The sequence below is a fragment of the Cellulomonas sp. Root485 genome (genome assembly GCF_001426705.1).
GTDB lineage: Bacteria > Actinomycetota > Actinomycetes > Actinomycetales > Cellulomonadaceae > Cellulomonas.
In genome coordinates, this window is record NZ_LMFC01000004.1 from 1 (window position 1) to 16,805 (window position 16,805).

The 16,805-nt window shown below is 72.6% G+C and carries 19 protein-coding genes and 1 pseudogene; 15 read left to right on the forward strand and 5 right to left on the reverse strand.

Annotated elements, in window-relative coordinates:
• The 5 genes and pseudogenes from ASD16_RS22400 to ASD16_RS17540 all read left to right on the forward strand — a co-directional run.
• Window positions 1-325: pseudogene (locus tag ASD16_RS22400) on the forward strand (hypothetical protein); the annotation flags it as partial.
• 168 nt (window positions 326-493) lie between these two features.
• Window positions 494-1,783, forward strand: a complete 1,290-nt coding sequence (locus tag ASD16_RS17525; RefSeq protein ID WP_235523392.1) for a TM2 domain-containing protein — start codon at window positions 494-496, stop codon at window positions 1,781-1,783.
• A gap of 85 nt (window positions 1,784-1,868) precedes the next feature.
• Entirely contained in the window at window positions 1,869-3,233 is a 1,365-nt protein-coding gene (locus ASD16_RS17530) for a ferric reductase-like transmembrane domain-containing protein (protein ID WP_055920723.1), read from the forward strand.
• Window positions 3,230-3,742 (forward strand): FMN-binding protein, encoded by a 513-nt coding sequence (locus ASD16_RS17535; protein ID WP_082570967.1) that lies wholly within the window; start codon window positions 3,230-3,232, stop codon window positions 3,740-3,742. The genes ASD16_RS17530 and ASD16_RS17535 overlap by 4 nt, the downstream gene beginning before the upstream one ends.
• Before the next feature lie 3 nt (window positions 3,743-3,745).
• Complete coding sequence (locus ASD16_RS17540; RefSeq protein WP_157454008.1) at window positions 3,746-4,480, forward strand: FAD:protein FMN transferase; 735 nt, start codon at window positions 3,746-3,748, stop codon at window positions 4,478-4,480.
• On the opposite strand, the gene ASD16_RS17545 is transcribed toward ASD16_RS17540, so the two are convergent.
• From ASD16_RS17545 to ASD16_RS17555, 3 genes are read right to left on the reverse strand one after another with little or no spacing between them, the layout of a single operon-like run.
• Window positions 4,452-5,681 carry a sensor histidine kinase KdpD gene (locus ASD16_RS17545; protein ID WP_055920726.1) on the reverse strand — a complete coding sequence of 410 codons (1,230 nt, stop codon included), beginning with the start codon at window positions 5,679-5,681 and terminating at the stop codon, window positions 4,452-4,454. The genes ASD16_RS17540 and ASD16_RS17545 overlap by 29 nt on opposite strands.
• Window positions 5,678-6,364, reverse strand: coding sequence for a response regulator transcription factor (locus ASD16_RS17550; protein WP_369817995.1), 687 nt, complete (start codon window positions 6,362-6,364; stop codon window positions 5,678-5,680). The genes ASD16_RS17545 and ASD16_RS17550 overlap by 4 nt, the downstream gene beginning before the upstream one ends.
• A 42-nt stretch (window positions 6,365-6,406) precedes the next feature.
• The gene (locus ASD16_RS17555; RefSeq protein WP_055920729.1) at window positions 6,407-7,273 is read right to left on the reverse strand and encodes a hypothetical protein; all 867 of its coding nucleotides are present in this window, start codon (window positions 7,271-7,273) and stop codon (window positions 6,407-6,409) included.
• 35 nt (window positions 7,274-7,308) lie between these two features.
• On the opposite strand from ASD16_RS17555, the gene ASD16_RS17560 reads away from it, so the two are divergent.
• The 3 genes from ASD16_RS17560 to ASD16_RS17570 all read left to right on the forward strand — a co-directional run bounded on the left by ASD16_RS17560 (window position 7,309) and on the right by ASD16_RS17570 (window position 9,695).
• Window positions 7,309-7,695 carry a DUF1304 domain-containing protein gene (locus ASD16_RS17560; RefSeq protein ID WP_055920732.1) on the forward strand — a complete coding sequence of 129 codons (387 nt, stop codon included), beginning with the start codon at window positions 7,309-7,311 and terminating at the stop codon, window positions 7,693-7,695.
• A 73-nt stretch (window positions 7,696-7,768) separates the two neighbouring features.
• Window positions 7,769-8,323, forward strand: a complete 555-nt coding sequence (locus ASD16_RS17565) for an RNA polymerase sigma factor (protein ID WP_055920736.1) — start codon at window positions 7,769-7,771, stop codon at window positions 8,321-8,323.
• The gene (locus tag ASD16_RS17570) at window positions 8,313-9,695 is read left to right on the forward strand and encodes a hypothetical protein (protein ID WP_055920739.1); all 1,383 of its coding nucleotides are present in this window, start codon (window positions 8,313-8,315) and stop codon (window positions 9,693-9,695) included. The genes ASD16_RS17565 and ASD16_RS17570 overlap by 11 nt, the downstream gene beginning before the upstream one ends.
• Window positions 9,696-9,702: 7 nt before the next feature.
• On the opposite strand, the gene ASD16_RS17575 is transcribed toward ASD16_RS17570, so the two are convergent.
• Window positions 9,703-10,749 (reverse strand): heparan-alpha-glucosaminide N-acetyltransferase domain-containing protein, encoded by a 1,047-nt coding sequence (locus ASD16_RS17575; protein WP_055920742.1) that lies wholly within the window; start codon window positions 10,747-10,749, stop codon window positions 9,703-9,705.
• A gap of 113 nt (window positions 10,750-10,862) precedes the next feature.
• Here ASD16_RS17575 and ASD16_RS17580 point away from each other — a divergent pair, with 113 nt between their 5' ends.
• From ASD16_RS17580 to ASD16_RS17610, 7 genes are all read left to right on the forward strand, one after another.
• Window positions 10,863-11,684, forward strand: a complete 822-nt coding sequence (locus tag ASD16_RS17580) for a methyltransferase domain-containing protein (RefSeq protein ID WP_055920745.1) — start codon at window positions 10,863-10,865, stop codon at window positions 11,682-11,684.
• Between the two features lie 14 nt (window positions 11,685-11,698).
• The gene (locus ASD16_RS17585) at window positions 11,699-12,481 is read left to right on the forward strand and encodes a fumarylacetoacetate hydrolase family protein (RefSeq protein WP_055920748.1); all 783 of its coding nucleotides are present in this window, start codon (window positions 11,699-11,701) and stop codon (window positions 12,479-12,481) included.
• A 104-nt stretch (window positions 12,482-12,585) separates the two neighbouring features.
• Window positions 12,586-13,143: a dTDP-4-dehydrorhamnose 3,5-epimerase family protein gene (locus ASD16_RS17590; RefSeq protein WP_055920751.1), complete on the forward strand. Its 558-nt coding sequence runs from the start codon at window positions 12,586-12,588 to the stop codon at window positions 13,141-13,143.
• Window positions 13,144-13,167: 24 nt separating this feature from the next.
• The gene (gene gltX / locus ASD16_RS17595; protein ID WP_055920754.1) at window positions 13,168-14,655 is read left to right on the forward strand and encodes a glutamate--tRNA ligase; all 1,488 of its coding nucleotides are present in this window, start codon (window positions 13,168-13,170) and stop codon (window positions 14,653-14,655) included.
• Window positions 14,655-15,392 carry an HAD family hydrolase gene (locus ASD16_RS17600; RefSeq protein ID WP_055920757.1) on the forward strand — a complete coding sequence of 246 codons (738 nt, stop codon included), beginning with the start codon at window positions 14,655-14,657 and terminating at the stop codon, window positions 15,390-15,392. Before gltX ends, ASD16_RS17600 begins: the two co-directional genes overlap by 1 nt.
• A 10-nt stretch (window positions 15,393-15,402) precedes the next feature.
• Window positions 15,403-15,771: a hypothetical protein gene (locus ASD16_RS17605; RefSeq protein WP_157454009.1), complete on the forward strand. Its 369-nt coding sequence runs from the start codon at window positions 15,403-15,405 to the stop codon at window positions 15,769-15,771.
• A 43-nt stretch (window positions 15,772-15,814) separates the two neighbouring features.
• Window positions 15,815-16,042: an HAD hydrolase-like protein gene (locus ASD16_RS17610; RefSeq protein ID WP_055920763.1), complete on the forward strand. Its 228-nt coding sequence runs from the start codon at window positions 15,815-15,817 to the stop codon at window positions 16,040-16,042.
• Here the strand turns inward: ASD16_RS17610 and ASD16_RS17615 are convergent.
• Window positions 16,039-16,779, reverse strand: a complete 741-nt coding sequence (locus ASD16_RS17615; RefSeq protein ID WP_055920766.1) for a class I SAM-dependent methyltransferase — start codon at window positions 16,777-16,779, stop codon at window positions 16,039-16,041. The genes ASD16_RS17610 and ASD16_RS17615 overlap by 4 nt on opposite strands.
• Between the last annotated feature and the right edge of the window lie 26 nt (window positions 16,780-16,805).

Sequence of the window (16,805 nt, forward strand, 5' to 3'; positions counted from 1 at the left end):
CAACCAGCGCAACCCGCGGGTGCGGTTCGGCAACCCGGTGCACGTGTTCAACAACCTGTACAGCTCGGTCGGGTCGTACGGGGTGGCCTCCACGATGGAAGGTGGTGTCCTGGTCGAGGGCAACTACTTCGAGAACACCGACGACACCTTCCACCTCGGTGAGGGCTCGTCCCCGGCGGGCACGCTCGTGGCGAGGAACAACTACTTCGTCAACTCCACCGCCGGCCAGACCGGTGGCTCGGTGAAGTCGGTGACGTACTCCTACACGCTCGACACCGCGAGCACGGTGAAGTCGATCGTCACCTCCGGTGCGGGCGCACGCTGAGCACACGACCGGACGGCCCGCGGCGACTCTCCGCCGCGGGCCGTCGCTCGCCCGCAGCCTTCCGGGCGACGGCGGGCGCCGATACTGTGGACAGCGGCTGGGGGGCTGAAGGGCCGCGGTGCCCTGGTGCCCGCCCCGAGTCGGCTCCGACGTACGCGGGAGCCAACGATGTCTCACGACGACACCACGCCCGAGGGTGATCGACCAGACCCGGTCCCGCCTGCCACGCCGACCGAGCCCGTCGGCCCCGGCATGGTCCCGCCGCCACCGCCGTCCCCGCCGGTCGCTCCGCTGCCCCCACCTCCGCAGACCCAGGTCATCGGCCCACCACCCCCGCCGGCTCCGGCTCAGGACGTGCCGGTGGCGAGCTACGGCGCTCCGCCGCCGCAGACCTCCGCCTACGGCGCACCGCCTCCGGCCGCGTACGGCTCGGCTGCCGCGGCGTACGGCCAGCCCGGTCCGTACGGCGCACCGCCCGTCGCCGGTGTCTCCGACAAGTCGTTCATCGCCACCTGGCTCTTCAGCGTGTTCCTGGGCTTCTTCGGCGTCGACCGGTTCTACCTGGGGAAGGTCGGCACCGGGGTGCTCAAGCTCGTCACGCTCGGCGGCTGCGGCATCTGGGTGCTCGTCGACATCATCCTGGTGCTGGCCGGTGCCCAGAAGGACAAGGTCGGCAGGCCGCTCGCGGGGTATGACCAGTACAAGAAGACCGCGTGGATCATCACGGGCGTGCTGTTCGTCATCTCCTCGATCATCGGGGCGATCAACGGCCCCAACGCTGCGGACACCATCGTCGACGACGCCGCGGACGCCCCGGCCGCGGAGGCGCCGGAAGCCGTCGAGACCGAGGATGCGGCGGACGCTCCGGCCGCCGAGGCCGACGAGCCCGCAGAGCCGGAGGCGACCGTCCAGTCGTGGGCCGACGAGACCTTCGGCACGTTCACGCCCGCCACCCAGGACGGCGCCGGGGACAACCTGGTGGCGCTCCCCGCGGGCGCCACGGCGGGGATCGTCACGGCGACGCACGACGGCGCCGCGAACTTCGCGATCGCGGTGCTGGACGCCGAGAACGGCTCGACCGGCGAGCTGCTGGTCAACACCATCGGTCCCTACACCGGGACGACGCTGTTCGGTCGAGGGCTGAGCGAGCCCGTGACCCTGCAGATCACCGCGGACGGGAGCTGGACGCTGACGGTCGCCCCGTTCTCGACCGCCCCGCTGCTGGCCCCCGCGGGCTCGGGCGACGCGGTCTTCCTCTACGACGGCGCGACGGCCGCGCTCACCGCGACCCACGACGGTGACAGCAACTTCTCGGTCAGCGAGGACACCGGCTCCCTGTTCGAGTTCGGCCTGCTCGTGAACGAGATCGGGCCGTACTCGGGAACCGTCCCGCTGAGCTCGGGACCGTCGATCATCGACGTCAAGGCGAACGGGGGGTGGACGCTGACGGTGGGGTGACGGGTCCGGTCGTCGTTCGCGGTCGCACAGCCCGGGGACAGGAAGCTCCGAGAATCCTCGGAGAATCCCCGCCGAGACTCGTCACATGACAACGACGACCTGGGAGGCGCCACCACTGGCGCCGCTCGCCCAGCCGCGACGCACCCGGGCACGCAGCGGCGTCCTGCCGACGCTGTGGCTCGGCGTGCTCGCGGTGCTGGTGTTCTGGTGGACGGGCACGGCCGCGTCGACCGGGGGCACGCCCGGCGGGGCCCTGATGTCGCTCGGCGAGCTGGCGGGGCTGCTCGCGTCGTACCTCGTCTGTGCGCAGCTGCTGCTCATCGGGCGCGTGCCGTGGTTCGAGCGGGGCATCGGCTTCGACCGGCTCGTCGCGTGGCACCGGTCGCTCGGCACCTCCGTCGTCCTGCTGGTCCTCACCCACGTGGCCCTGATGATCGTCGGCGGGTCGCTGCTGGACGGGCTCAGCGTGTGGTCCGAGGTGCCGGCGGTGCTGGCGACGCAGCCGTACCTGTGGCCCGCGGTCATCGGCACGGTCCTGTTCGTGGCCGTCGGGGTCTCGAGCGCCAGGCTCGCCCGCCGCCACCTCTCGTACGAGGTCTGGTTCGCCGTGCACCTGAGCATCTACGTGGGGATCTTCCTGGCGTTCGCCCACCAGGTGGCGGGCGGAACGCACTTCGTCGACTCGCCGGTCGCTCGCGGGCTCTGGATCCTGCTCTACGCCGGCACGGCGGCCGCGCTGCTGACCTGGCGGGTCGTGCTCCCGCTGGTGTCGCACCGCCGGTACGGCCTGCGGGTCTCCGCCGTGGTGCCCGAGGCGAACGGGCTGGCGAGCGTCTGGGTGCACGGCCACGGGCTCTCGCGCCTCGACGCCCGCGGCGGCCAGTTCTTCCTGGTGCGCTTCCTCACCCCCGGCCACCGCGCGACGGCGCACCCCTACTCGCTGTCCATGGCACCGACCGACGACCACCTGCGGTTCACCGTGGGCGCGCTCGGGGACCACTCGTCCGCCGTCGCGGACCTGCGGCCGGGCACCCGGGTGCAGGTCGAGGGGCCCTTCGGGACGTTCACGGCGGACCGGGCGACGTCCGACCGGGTCCTGCTGGTGGCCGGGGGTGCCGGGGTCGGGCCGGTGCGTGCGCTCGCGGAGGAGCTGCTGGCCCAGGGCCGTCAGCTCGTGGTCCTGCACCGCGCGCACGACGCCGCGAGCCTGGCGCTGGCGGCCGAGTTCACCCCGTCGCCCCACCTGACCTACGTGCCCGTACCGGGCCGCCGGGCGCAGCTGGGCTACGACCCCCTCGACCCGCAGCACCTGCGAGGGCTGGTCCCGGACATCGCGTCGCGCGACGTGTTCGTGTGCGGCCCGCCCGCGATGGCCGACGCCGTCGTGCGCGCAGCCCGCGCCGTCGGGGTGCCCAGGTCCGCCATCCACCGAGAGGAGCTCGACTCATGACGACACCACGCTGGCGCGGCACCGTGATCTACCTGGGGTCGCTGGCCGCGATCGGCGCGGCAGGCTTCACCAAGTTCGCGGTGCTGGCCCCCACGTCGACTTCTCCGGAGTCGAGCACCGACGGCACGGCAGCGGCCGCCGGCTCGGTGGGTACCGGCCAGTCCGACTCGACCACGGACCCGGCGACGAGCACCGGGGCAGGATCCACGTCCGACGCCGGGACCACAACCAACGACACCGTCACGATCGTCGGCTCCTCGGTACAGACGCGGTACGGCCCCGTGCAGGTCTCCGTGACGTTCACCGCGGGGCAGATCAGCGACGTGCAGGCGCTGCAGGTTCCCGGCGGCCACCACGAGAGCGTGCAGATCAACGCGCGGGCGACGCCGCTCCTCGCGCAGGAGGTGGTCGACGCCCAGTCCGCGCAGATCGACACCGTCTCGGGTGCCACGTACACGTCGGAGGCGTACGCCGAGTCCGTGCAGTCCGCCATCGACCAGCGGGGCTGACGCGTGCGTCACCTGGAGCTCGTGATGGGCATCCCGATGTCCGTCGACGTCCGCGGCGCGCTGGACGAGCGGGTCGAACGTGCAGCGGTCCAGGAGGCCTTCGCCCGCATGCACGCAGCCGACCGGCGGTTCAGTCGCTTCCGTCCGGACAGCGAGGTGAGCCGGTACGACGACGACGACACGGAGCCCAGCCCCGACCTGCGCGAGGTCCTGGGGATCGCGGCACGCTTCGGCGACCTGTCCGGGGGCGCGTTCTCGGTCCGGCGACCCGACGGCTCGCTCGACACGGACGGTGTGGTCAAGGGCTGGGCCGCCCAGCGGGCGGCCGACACGCTGACGGCGGCCGGGTTGACCACCTTCTGCCTGAACGCCGGCGGCGACGTCGTCGTCCGCGGCGAGCCCGAGCCGGGCCGCGGGTGGAACGTCGGCGTGCGGGACCCGTCCGACCCGCAGTCGTTCCGCACCGTGCTCGAGGTCCGCGACGGGGCGGTGGCGACCTCCGGGACGTACGAGCGTGGTGAGCATGTCTGGGACGGCCGCACCGGGCAGCCCGCGACGGATCTGCGCGCGGCCACCGTCGTCGCCGCCGACCTCACCACCGCCGACGTGCTGGCCACCTGCGTCCTGGCCCTCGGCCGCGACGGGATCGCCTGGGCGGCGGAGTACGGCGCCGTGGCGGTGCTCGCCGTGGACGCCGACGGCGAGCTGCTCACCGCGCTGCAGGCAGCTCCAGCGTGACCGCGGCGCCCGGCCGGCCGTCGGGGCGCGCCGACGCGCTGACCGAGCCCCCGTGCTGGGCGGCGACCTCCGCGACGAGCGCGAGCCCGATGCCGTAGTGCCGACGGTCGTCGCCCGACGCCCCCGCGTCCCGGTGCGAGGCGAACCGCCGGAACAGCTGGTCGGTCTCCGGCAGGCCAGGACCGTCGTCGAGCACCTGCACGAGCACCCGGTCGTCCCGGCGGGACACGTCGACGTCCACGGCCGCCGTGGCGTGGTCGATGGCGTTGTCGACGAGCGCCGTCACCGCCCGGCGCAGCGACACCGGCGACGCGAGGACCGACGCCTGCGCGTCGCCGGTGCGCGCGAGCTCGACCCCCCGTTCCTGGGCCGTGGCCAGGGCCGCGTCGACGACGTCCTGCACCAGCGCGGTCGCATCGACCGGGACCGCATCGACCGAGCGCGCGTCCGCGGCCAGGAGCATGTCGTCCAGCACGGACGCCAGCGCCGCCGCGTCGGCGAGCAGACCGTCGACGTCGTGCTGCACCCGGTCGGGCGGCCCGGCGCCCCAGTCGGAGGTCAGGTGCCGGTCGAGCAGCTGGGCCCGCGTCGAGAGCAGCGTGAGCGGGGTGCGCAGCTCGTGGCTCGCGTCGGCCACGAAGCGCCGCTGGAGGTCCAGGGCGGCGACCATCGGCTGCACCGCCCGCCGGGTCAGCCACACGGCGCCGAGACCCGCGAGGACGACCCCGACGGCGCCCGCCACCAGCAGCGCGGCGACGAGCCGTGCCAGCTCCTCGCGGCTCTCCGTCGGGTCCTCCGCGGCCTGCACTACGGTGCCGTCGTGGCTGCCCGTCAGGACGCGGACCGTGCCCGCGTCGGTGGGTGCGGTCGTCCAGACGTCCTCGCCCGACCGGGCCACCTCCCGCATCACGTCCAGGTCCGGGAGGCTCTCCGGCAGGCCGTCGGACGTGGACAGACCCCGGGGCGACGCCACCGCGACCCACATCCCGGGCGGAGCGTCGTGGGCGTCGTCGATCGAGCTCACCGTTCCCTCGAGCCTCGACCGCGCCGACTCGTCCTGCGCCCGGACGACCACCAGCAGGACCGCGGCGCCGACGACGACGAGGCACCCCAGCACGAGCACCGCGGTCTGCACGCCGAGCCGGCGCGCGGTCCGGCGCAGCGCGTCGTGCTCGGCGCGCGTCGTGCGTGGCGTGGTCATCCGGCGCCCAGCCGGTAGCCCGCGCCGCGCACGGTCGCGACCGTCGACCGACCCAGCTTGCGGCGCAGGTAGTACACGTAGGTGTCGACCACGCCCTCGTCCTCGGCGTCCGTGAAGACCCGGTCGAGGATCTCGGGGCGGCTGAACACCTGGCGGGGGTGCCGCGCGAGCAGCTCCAGCAGCGAGCACTCCCGCTCCGAGAGGTCCACGGGCGCACCGGACGAGGTGGTGACCTGCCGGGTGGCCACGTCGAGCGTGCCGGCGGGGACGTGCAGAGTCCCGACGTGCTCGCGCGTCCGACGCCGAAGAGCTCGCAGCCGCGCCGCGAGCTCGTCGACGTCGAACGGCTTGCTCATGTAGTCCTCGGCGCCGGCGTCGAGCCCGGCCACGCGGTCGGCCGGGTTGCCGAGGGCGGAGAGCACGAGCGCGGGCGTCACCACTCCTCGGGAGCGCAGCCGGCCCAGCAGGTCCAGGCCTTCGATCGCGGGCAGGCCCCGGTCGAGCACGATGACGTCGTAGGTCCGGGTCAGACCGAGGTGCAGACCGCGCTGACCATCGCGCGCGACGTCGACGTCATACCCCTCGCCGACGAGGATCTGCTCGAGCATCGACGCGAGCTGCCGGTCGTCCTCGACGAGGAGCAGCTGTGCGGACTCCGGCATCGCGTCCTCCCTGCTCAGCACCTGGTCGCATCGTACGGTGGCGACCGCCGCCGAGCGTGCCGGTCAGCCGGACAGTGCCTCGCACACCCCGACCAGCCGCTCTCGCAGCAGGTTCCCGCGCTCCGCGAAGCCACGCTGCCGGGCGACGTACTCGGCCTTGCCCTCGGGGGTCTCGATGGTGACGGGGTCGAGGCCGTAGGTGGTCACGTCGTAGGGGGACGCCTGCATGTCGAGCGTCCGGATGTCCCGGGCGAGCTCGAAGCAGTCCAGCAGGAGGTCACCGGGGACCGCCGGGCCCAGCTTCGTGGCCCACTTGTAGACGTCCATCCCGGCGTGCAGGCAGCCGGGCTGCTCCATCGCGGTCATCGACGCGCGTGTCGGCCGCAGCGTGTTGAGCTCGACCGCCTCGGGGGTGAAGAACCGGTAGGCGTCGAAGTGCGTGCAGCGGATCTTGTGCGTCTCGACAACGGCATCGGTGCCCGCCGCGCCGAGCCGCAGGGGGAGCGGGTGCCGGTGCTCGTCGGTCTCCCGGTAGACCATCGCCCACTCGTGCATGCCGAAGCAGCCGGTCAGGGCCGGGCGGCCGAGCGTCGCGGTCAACAGTCCGCGGATGAACCGGACGGCGTCGCCGCGGTCGGCGAGGAACGCGTCGGCGTCGAGCGTCACGGTGCCGTCGGCCGTCCGGTACCAGCGCCAGGCCGCATGCGGGGCAGAGGCGTCCAGCGCGACCCCGACGCCCGGGTGCCAGCGGCGCAGCACGGCGGGCGTCACGGGGTAGTACTCGAAGAGGAAGTCCTCGATCGCGTGCTTCTGCTGGCGCGACCGGCGTTCCCGTCGGCCGGCGGTGAACGCGTCCGCCCGTTCCGCGTGCGCGTCGGCGAGCGGCTGCCACGCCGCCGCGTCAAGCACAGGAGGAGCGGTCAGGGGCATGTCACCAGGGTAGGCGAGACTGACAGACTGCCCTCGTGGTCATCCTCGCGTCGGTCTTCGCCGTCCTCGCCGCCCTCCTGCACGTCCTCTTCTTCGCGTACGAGTCGCTGCTGTTCGAGCGCCCTGAGGTGCACGCGCGGTTCCGTACGAGAACCGAGGACGTACCCGCAGTGAAGCCGTGGGCCTACAACCAGGGCTTCTACAACCTGTTCCTCGCGATCGGCGCGCTGGTCGGGGTCGTGCTGGCGCTCGCCGGGCAGGAGACGGTCGGTCTCGCGCTGGTCCTGCTCGCGTGCGGGTCGATGCTCGCGGCGGCCCTCGTGCTCGTCGCGACGAACCGTGCCATGGCCCGCGCCGCGGTGACCCAGGGCGCGTTCCCGCTGCTCGCCGTCGTCTTCTCCGTGGTCGCTCTCCTGTCGTAGAAACCTCAACCCCAACGCCGCACGGGTCGACAGGCGTTATGGGTTCAGGAGACGCGATCAGGGAGCGTGGTGCGTGAGCAGACGGTGGGAGGACCTGCTGGAGCAGGTCGCGCGTGAGCGCTATCAGCGCCTGGTCGCGCACGCCACCCTCGTGTCGGCGTCTCCGTCCGACGCCCAGGACCTCGTGCAGGAGTCGTTGATCGCGGCGTTCTCCGGGCGCGCGCGGTTCGGGTCGGTCGAGCAGGCCGAGGCCTACGTCCGTCGGGCGATCGCGTCGCGGGCGATCGATGCGGGCCGTCGACGGACTCGTGAGTACCGACTTCTGGAGCGCGCTGCCGCGCAGACGCCCGCGGCGGTCGTCCCTGACGACAGGCTGCCGGGCGCGGACGTCGTCCGGGCACTGGCGACGTTGAGCCCGCGGGAGCGGGCGTGTGTCGTCCTGCGGCAGATGGAGGACCTCTCCGTGGTCGAGACGGCCTCGGCGCTGGGTCTGTCCGAGGGCGCGGTCAAGCGGTACACCTCCGACGGGCTCGCGCGGCTGAACGCGCAGCTCGGCAGCACGACGGACGCCGGTGAACGGATCGCGGTGCGGACGCTGACCCCGACGGAGGTGCGCCATGAGCGATGAGCTGCACGCCCTGCTGGCCCGGGCGTCGAACGACATCGAGGGTGCTGCGCCTGGGCTCGACGGTGGCCGTCTGGGCCTCGTCCGCTCCGCTGCCCGTCGTCGCCGGATCGCGCGTCGCACCGCCGAGTCGTTCGCGGGCGTCGGCGTGGTCGGCGTGCTCGGGGTCGGCCTGTGGCTCGGGCTGGGTCAGCAGACCCCGGAGCCCGTGGTGCCCGTCGTGACGCCGACGGTGACCCCGACACCGACGCCGACGCCGAGTCCGACGGTCACGCCGACGCCGAGCGCGACGCCGACCGGTCCGGTGGTGCGCGAGGAGTCGATCGACGATGCCACCGTCCTGGACCGCCTCGAGCACCCGCGCACGGGCGAGGTCTGGCAGACACCGACACCGGCCCCCGACATGGCGCCGGTCCTGCTGCTCGACAGCTCGGACACGGTCTTCCTCGTGGGCTCGCGCGGCCCGGCCTCGATCTACGTCGCGGTGGCCGCCGACTTCTACGGGATGGGCGCCAGCGTGGACCTCTTCGAGGTCGATGCGGCCGGTCCTCGCCGAGTGGCCTGCCCGAGCGCACGGACCGGTGACGCGTGCGCCGACGAGCCCGCGATCGGCCCCGACGGGCTCGTGGCCGGCCTGTACCGCTGGGACACCGAGACGTTCTACGACACCCTCACCCTGCCGCGCGAGGTCGACCTCGGAGGCGACTTCGTCCTGACCACGACCCGGACGCAGCAGTCCTCGTACTTCCCGTACTGGGTCTTCGGCGACGGCGGCACGCTCGTGGACGCCGAGAGAGGCGACCAGCGGGTGCTGCGCCGGCTCGGTCCGTTGGCGGTCGTCGCCGAGACGTCGCCGTCGGAAGTCCCCGGCCTCACCAACCTCGATTACGCCATCACCACGCCGTTCGGCACGACCATCACCCTGACGGAACACGACGTGCCCGGCGGGGACTTCGACGCCATCCGGTGGCAGCCCGGCTTCGAGCCGACGCCGTCCGACGACGGTGGGCCGCTCGTCGCGGCGTCGCCCGGCGAGGGGGCGTGCTTCGGGCGGACGTTCTCGCAGGAGACGACCCACGTGGCCGCGCAGTGGCGCCGGGCGGGGGAGACCGCAGAAGGTCGACCGGTGTTCGTGCCGGTTGAGGGCGGCAACGCGATGTCCCAGGCCGTGCGCGCCTGGCAGGAGGAGATCTCCTGGACGGTCGGCGCGGAGGGCGCCGACGGGCTCGTCGAAGGCGCCGAGGCCGGTTACCGCTACCCGACGGACGCTGGCTTCCTCGCCGCGAACGCGCTGTACGCCTTCCAGGGGCCCGCCGGCGAGTGGTTCCTCGCGCTGCGCTCGGACGCGGTCCAGGCTGTGTGGGAGTGCGTGTAGGTCCAGGTCAGTCGCGGGAGACGGGTGCCTCGGCGCGTTCCGGCAGCACGTCGGGTGCGATGTCCGCCGCTCTCGTCGACACGCGGTGCAGCACCCACTCGAACGGCCCGCGCCCCACGGAGACCGCCCACAGCCAGCACAGCCCGATCGTCGTGAGGATGAACGCCAGCCACACCTCGACGGTCGCGTCGTACACGACGCCCCGCCCGCGGGCGGCGATGACGACGATGTGCAGGGTGTACGCGGTGAGCGCGAGCGACCCGACGGCCGCGAGCGGCGCGAGGACCCGCGGCCACCGGTCGGCGACCACGAGGCAGCCGGAGATCACGAGCAGCGCGACGCCGACGTTGCCGACGACCTCGAACGTGGTCGACGAGTGCGGCTCCGCGGTCGCGAGCGCAGCGGGCCAGCCGAACAGGTGCAGCGCGACCCAGGAGCCGCCGTGCCCGAGGATCACGAGCCCGACCCCGGCCAGGGCGCCGAGGCCGCGCAGCCGCGGCGAGCGCAGGTCGCTGCGGCCGATCGCGAGCCCGGCCAGCAGGTACGCCGTCCACACGATCGCGGGGTAGTAGTGGCCGACCGTGATCTCGGTGAGCACCGTCGGTCGCGCGTCCTCGAGGCCGGCGGCGATGGTCTGCCCCAGCGGGGGGCCGACGACGGCGACGACCCCCGCCGCCGTCAGGAGAGCGGCCCGGGACCAGCGCAGCGCGACGCAGCCGAGCGCGAACAGCAGCCCGTACGTCGGCAGGATCACGACGACCGGCGTCGCCAGGATGACGAGGAGCTCCCCGAGGCCGAACAGGAGCAGCGCGCGGACCAGGATGCGCACGCGCGCCTGCACGAGGCGGGTACCGGTCACGGGGTCCGTGCTGCCGGAGAGCAGCGCCAGCGACAGGCCCGCCAGGACGACGAACAGCGCCGCCGGCCGACCGTCCGCCAGCTGCGCGAAGCCGCCCGGCGGAATCGGGCCGTGGTCGTCGGGCCCGACGTGCGCGGTCATCATCCCGAGGACGGCGAGGCCCCGGGCGACGTCTATCCCCATGATGCGGCGCATGGTCGGATGCTAGCGATCCTCCGCCGATCCGATCCGACCCGCGTGATCTCGCATGTCGAAACGGTTCGTCCCGGTTATTGAACTCTGAGCCTCATCGATGATTACAGTTCGATGTGAACTCCCCGACGCACCCCGACTTGTACACCCACGGACACCACGAGTCCGTGCTGCGCTCGCACCGCTGGCGCACCGCCGAGAACTCCGCGGCGTACCTGCTGCCGGCCCTGGTCCCGGGTACCCGGCTGCTGAACGTGGGCTGCGGCCCGGGCTCAGTGACGATCGACCTGGCGGCCCGCCTCGAGCCCGGTGAGGTCGTCGGCGTCGACACCTCGGCGGCGGTCGTGGAGATCGCGCAGAAGGCCGCTGCGGACGCCGGCGCGGACAACGTGACGTTCCAGGTGGCGGACGCCTACGAGCTCCCGTTCCCCGACGACGCGTTCGACGTCGTGCACGCCCACCAGGTGCTCCAGCACCTCACGGACCCCGTCACCGCGCTCCGGGAGATGCGTCGCGTCACCCGCCCGGGCGGCGTGGTCGCGGTGCGCGACGCCGACTACTCGGGCATGACCTGGTACCCCCAGTCGGACGGCCTGGACGAGTGGCTCGCGCTGTACCACGAGGTCACGCAGGCGAACGAGGCCGACGCGAACGCCGGCCGCAAGCTGCTGTCGTGGGTGCGCGAGGCCGGGTTCGAGCCGGACGGCATCGTGCCCAGCGCCGGGGTCTGGTGCTACGCCACCCCCGAGGACCGCACCTGGTGGGCCGGGCTGTGGGCGGACCGTTCCGTGGCCTCGAACTTCGCGGCGCAGGCCATCGCGCACGGCCTCGCCGACGAGGTCGGGCTCGAGCTGCTCGCCGACGCGTGGCGCGAGTGGGGCAAGCAGCCCGACGGCTGGTTCGCGGTGCTGCACGGCGAGGTGCTCGCGCGCGCCTGAACTAGGCTTCCGACGTGCGCATCGCGAGGTTCACCACCGGGGGAGACCCCCGCTACGCCCTGGTCGACGGAGCTCCCGGGTCCGAGGAGCTCGTGGTCATCACCGGAGACCCGCTCTACACGCCGGTGCAGCCGACGGGCGAGCAGATCCGGCTCGACGACGACAGCGTCCGCCTGCTGGCGCCGGTCATCCCACGCTCCAAGATCATCGGCGTCGGCCGCAACTACGCCGACCACGCCGCGGAGATGGGCAACGAGCTCCCGCCCGCGCCGCTGCTGTTCCTCAAGCCGAACACCTCGGTCATCGGCCCGGACGACCCGATCGTCCTGCCCGACTGGACCGAGCACGTCGAGCACGAGGCCGAGCTGGCCATCGTGATCGGCAAGGTCACCAAGGACGTCCCGCCGGACCGCGCGCTGGACTACGTCTTCGGGTACACCGTCGCCAACGACGTCACGGCGCGCGACGCCCAGCGTGCCGACGCCCAGTGGACGCGCGCGAAGGGGTTCGACGGCTCCTGCCCGGTCGGTCCGTGGATCGTGCCCGGCCTCGACGTCGACGACCTGTACGTCCGCGCCCGCGTCAACGGCGAGACGAAGCAGGACGGCCGCACGTCGCAGATGATCTTCGACGCGGCGTACCTCGTCTCGTACGTGTCCGAGGTCTTCACGCTCCTGCCCGGCGACCTGATCCTCACCGGCACGCCCGCGGGGGTGAGCCCGATCGTGGACCGCGACGTCGTCGAGGTCGAGGTCGAGGACATCGGCGTGCTGCGCAACCCGGTGCTGCGCCGCTGATGACCATCCACGCCGGCTGCCGCGGACGGGCGAGCGTGCTGCGCAACCCGGTGCTGCGCCGCCACTGACCCGGGCCCTGCCGCCCACCCCAACGAAGGAGAACCGTGAGCCTTGACGACGTCGCCGTGGAGACCACCCCGATCGACGGCCTGCTCGTCTTCCGCGTGAAGCAGGTGCAGGACCCGCGCGGCACCGTGCGGGAGTTCTACCGCGCCTCGGTGTGGGAGCACGACGACCTCAGCACCCGGGTCGACGGCCCGTGGGCGCAGGTCAACGTGACCGAGAGCAAGCGCGGCGCGATCCGCGGCCTGCACGGCGAGGCCATGAACAAGCTGGTCGGCATCGTCTCCGGGAAGGCGCTCGGCGCCTACCTCGACGCCCGGGAGGGCTCGCCGACGTACGGGGCTGTCCACACCGTGCCGCTCGAGAAGGGCACGCAGGTGTTCGTGCCCAAGGGCGTCTGCAACGGGTTCCAGTCGGTGTCCGACGAGACGCAGTACCTGTACTGCTTCGACACGGAGTGGCGTCCGGGCATGCCCGGTGTCGCCTACAACCCGCTGAGCCCGGACCTGGGCATCGAGTGGCCGGTGCCGGTGGACGTCGACGACCCGGCACAGGTCTCGGTCAAGGACCGCAGCGCCACCGTGTGGACCAGGGCCTGACGGACCGCCAGTAGCCTGGAGCCCGTGACTTCCTCTGGTGTTCGTGTTCGCTTCTGCCCCTCGCCCACCGGGACGCCGCACGTCGGCCTGATCCGGACTGCCCTGTTCAACTGGGCGTACGCGCGCCACACGGGTGGCACGTTCGTGTTCCGCATCGAGGACACGGACGCGGCGCGCGACTCGCAGGAGTCCTACCTCCAGCTGCTCGACGCGCTGCGCTGGCTTGGTCTGGACTGGGACGAGGGCGTCGAGGTGGGCGGCCCGCACGAGCCGTACCGGCAGTCGCAGCGGATGGACCTCTACGCGGACGTGGTGCGGCGCCTGGTCGAGGGCGGGCACGCGTACGAGTCCTTCTCCAGCCCGGAGGAGATCGAGGCCCGCCACAAGGCCGCGGGCCGCGACCCGAAGCTGGGCTACGACGGCGTCGACCGGGACCTGACCGACGAGCAGAAGGCGGCGTTCCGCGCCGAGGGCCGCGAGCCTGTCCTGCGCCTGCGGATGCCCGACGAGGACCTGACGTTCACGGACCTGGTGCGCGGCGAGGTGACGTTCAAGGCCGGTTCGGTGCCGGACTTCGTCATCGTGCGCGCCAACGGCCAGCCGCTCTACACGCTGGTCAACCCGGTGGACGACGCCCTCATGGGCATCACGCACGTGCTGCGCGGGGAGGACCTGCTGTCGTCGACGCCCCGGCAGATCGCGCTGTACCGGGCGCTGTCCGCGATCGGCGTCGGCTCGGGCGAGCCGGTGTTCGGGCACCTGCCGTCGGTGCTCGGCGACGGGAACAAGAAGCTCTCCAAGCGGGACCCCGAGTCCAACCTGTTCCTGCACCGGGACAACGGGTTCACGCCCGAAGGGCTGCTCAACTACCTCGCGCTGCTCGGCTGGTCGATCGGCCCGGATCGGGACATCTTCTCGATGGCGGAGATGACGGCCGCGTTCGACGCGGCGGACGTCAACCCGAACCCGGCACGGTTCGACGTGAAGAAGGCCGAGGCGATCAACTCGGCGCACGTCCGGCTGCTGGCGCCCGAGGACTTCCGCGACCGGCTCGTCCCGTACCTGCACCGCGGGGGACTGGTCCCGACGGACGCGTACGCGGACCTCTCGGCGGAGCACCGCGCGCTGCTCGACGCCGGCGCGCCGCTCATCCAGGAGCGCATCACGCTGCTGGGCGAGGCGGTCGGCATGCTCGGCTTCCTGTTCGTCGCGGACGACGCCCTCGAGATCGCCGACGACGCCCGCGGTGCCCTCCGGGAGGAGTCCGGGACGGTGCTCGACGCCGCGGCCGCCGCGCTGGCGGGCATCGAGGACTTCACGACCACCGCGACGCAGGAGGCGCTCCAGGCCGCCCTGGTCGAGGGTCTCGGCATCAAGCCGCGGTTCGCGTTCACGCCGCTGCGGGTGGCCCTGAGCGGTCGCCGCATCTCGCCGCCGCTGTTCGAGTCGATGGAGATCCTGGGCAAGGAGTCCACGCTCGCGCGGATCGCCGCCCTGCGCGCCACGCTCTGATGCGCGTCGACGGCGTCCTCTTCGACATCGACGACACGCTCGTCGACACCCGTGGTGCGTTCGGGCACGCGTTGTCCGACGCCGCCCGGCGGTACCTGCCGGACCTCCCGCCCGAGCGCTACCCGGAGCTGGTCACGGTCTGGCGGGCCGACGTCGGCGGCCACTACGCGGCGTACACGCGCGGCGAGGTCGGCTACGCCGGGCAGCGGATGACGCGCGCCAACGAGCTCCACGAGCAGTTCGGCGGACCGGTGCTGGACGCCGACGGGTTCGCCGTCTGGGACGAGTCCTTCCAGAAGGCGTTCGCGGACGCGTGGACCGCCCACCCGGACGTCGACGTGGTCCTCGACAAGCTTCTCGCGGCGGGTCTCGCGGTCGGCGCACTGTCCAACGCGTCGGTCGCCTTCCAGACCTCCAAGCTCGACCGGGTCGGTCTGCTCGACCGCGTCCCGATGCTCGTGGGCGTCGACACACTCGGCTTCGGCAAGCCCCATCCCGCGACATTTCTCGAGGCATGTCGACGGCTGGGCACGGAGCCAGAGCGCACCGCATACGTCGGCGACGAGCTCGACGTCGATGCGCTCGGTGCAGTGGGGGCCGGGCTCCTTGGGATCTGGGTCGATCGCCCCGGCGGGCGCCGCCACGCCATCACGGACACCGATATCGCTTCCGCGCGTGCGAGCGGGGTTCTCGTCATCGATTCTCTAGGCGCACTGCCGGAGACACTGGGCATTTAAAGAATGAGACGTGCACCTGTTGCGTAAGAAACCGCTGCGGCGATGGCTCGTTCGTCTCGATGACCCACCGGGCCGAGCCGCGTACTACGCGTTCGTGGCGGCCCGAAGCGAACGGGAGGCGGGATCGCTTCTGCACGACACGGTCTCGTTCGTGGAGCGTGCTGGCTTCGAGAGGCTTCTTGCAGTCGAGGAGTTTCCTACGCGGCCGTCGGCCCGTGACCTCACGAAGGGACGGGTCGAACTGGACGACCTCGTCGCGTGTCGCTTCGTCGTGCCGCGTCCCGCTGTCGCGGAGCCGATGAGTCGGGGAGTGCTCCCTGGCGACCCCGACATGGCCCTGATCGAAGACTGGCGGAGGAGGCAGGGCTTTGAGCCGTAGGGCTGACAGTCGTTGTGACGGGTTCGGCAAGCCTGACCCACGGGTGTTCGTCGAGGCGTGCCGACGGCTCGGCACCGCCCCCGAGCGCACCGCGTACGTGGGCGACGAGCTCGATGTGGACGCCGTCGCCGCGCGCGCCGCGGGGCTGCTCGGCATCTGGGTGGACCGACCGGGCGCGCGCCGGCTCCCGCTGACGGACGCAGAGATCGCCGCCGCCGACGTCGTGACGATCGAGTCCTTCGACCAGCTCCCCGGTGTGCTCGGTCTCTAGCGCAGCCGTGCCCGGTAGCACTCCGTCCGGTACGGCACGTCGATCCACTCCCGCCCGCGCAGGTCCGGGTGGGTGGCGACGAGCTCGTCGATCTCGTCGAGCAGCGCGTCGCGCTCGTCGGGCGGCAGCAGGATCAGGTGGCTGCGGCTCGCGGCCAGGGTGCGCAGGTCGGCGGTGCGCAGCCGCTGCGTCCAGTGGAACGTGGCGTGCTCAGGCTCGGTGAACGCGTCGCCGAGCTCGGGATCGCGGTAGCTCGTCTCCAGGCCGTCGCCCCGGTGCACGATCTCCGTCCAGCGGGCGACCCAGTCGGTCTCCTCGTCGCGCACGTTCCACAGGGGCGCCACCTGACCGCCGGGGCGCAGGACGCGGGCGATCTCGGCGGCGGCCATCGGGGGATCGACCCAGTGCCAGGCCTGCGCGATGGTGACGGCGTCCACGGACGCGTCGGGAAGGCTCATGCGCTCCGCGGTGCCGGGCAGCGCCCCGACGTCGGGCAGAGCGGCGGTCAGCTCCGCGCGCATCGCGTCCGACGGCTCGACCGCGACGACGTGCCAGCCGAGCGCGACGAGCCGTTCGGTGAGCTTGCCGGTCCCGGCGGCCAGGTCGAGGACGTCGCGCGCCAGCGCCGGCACGGACCACCGGACGGCCTCGTCGGGATAGCTCGGACGGGTGGCCTGGTAGACGGCGGCGGCGCGGTCGAACGAGGCGGCACGGTCGTCGCGGTGGTCGGTGCTCATGGCATCGATCGTGCCGCGGACCGGCC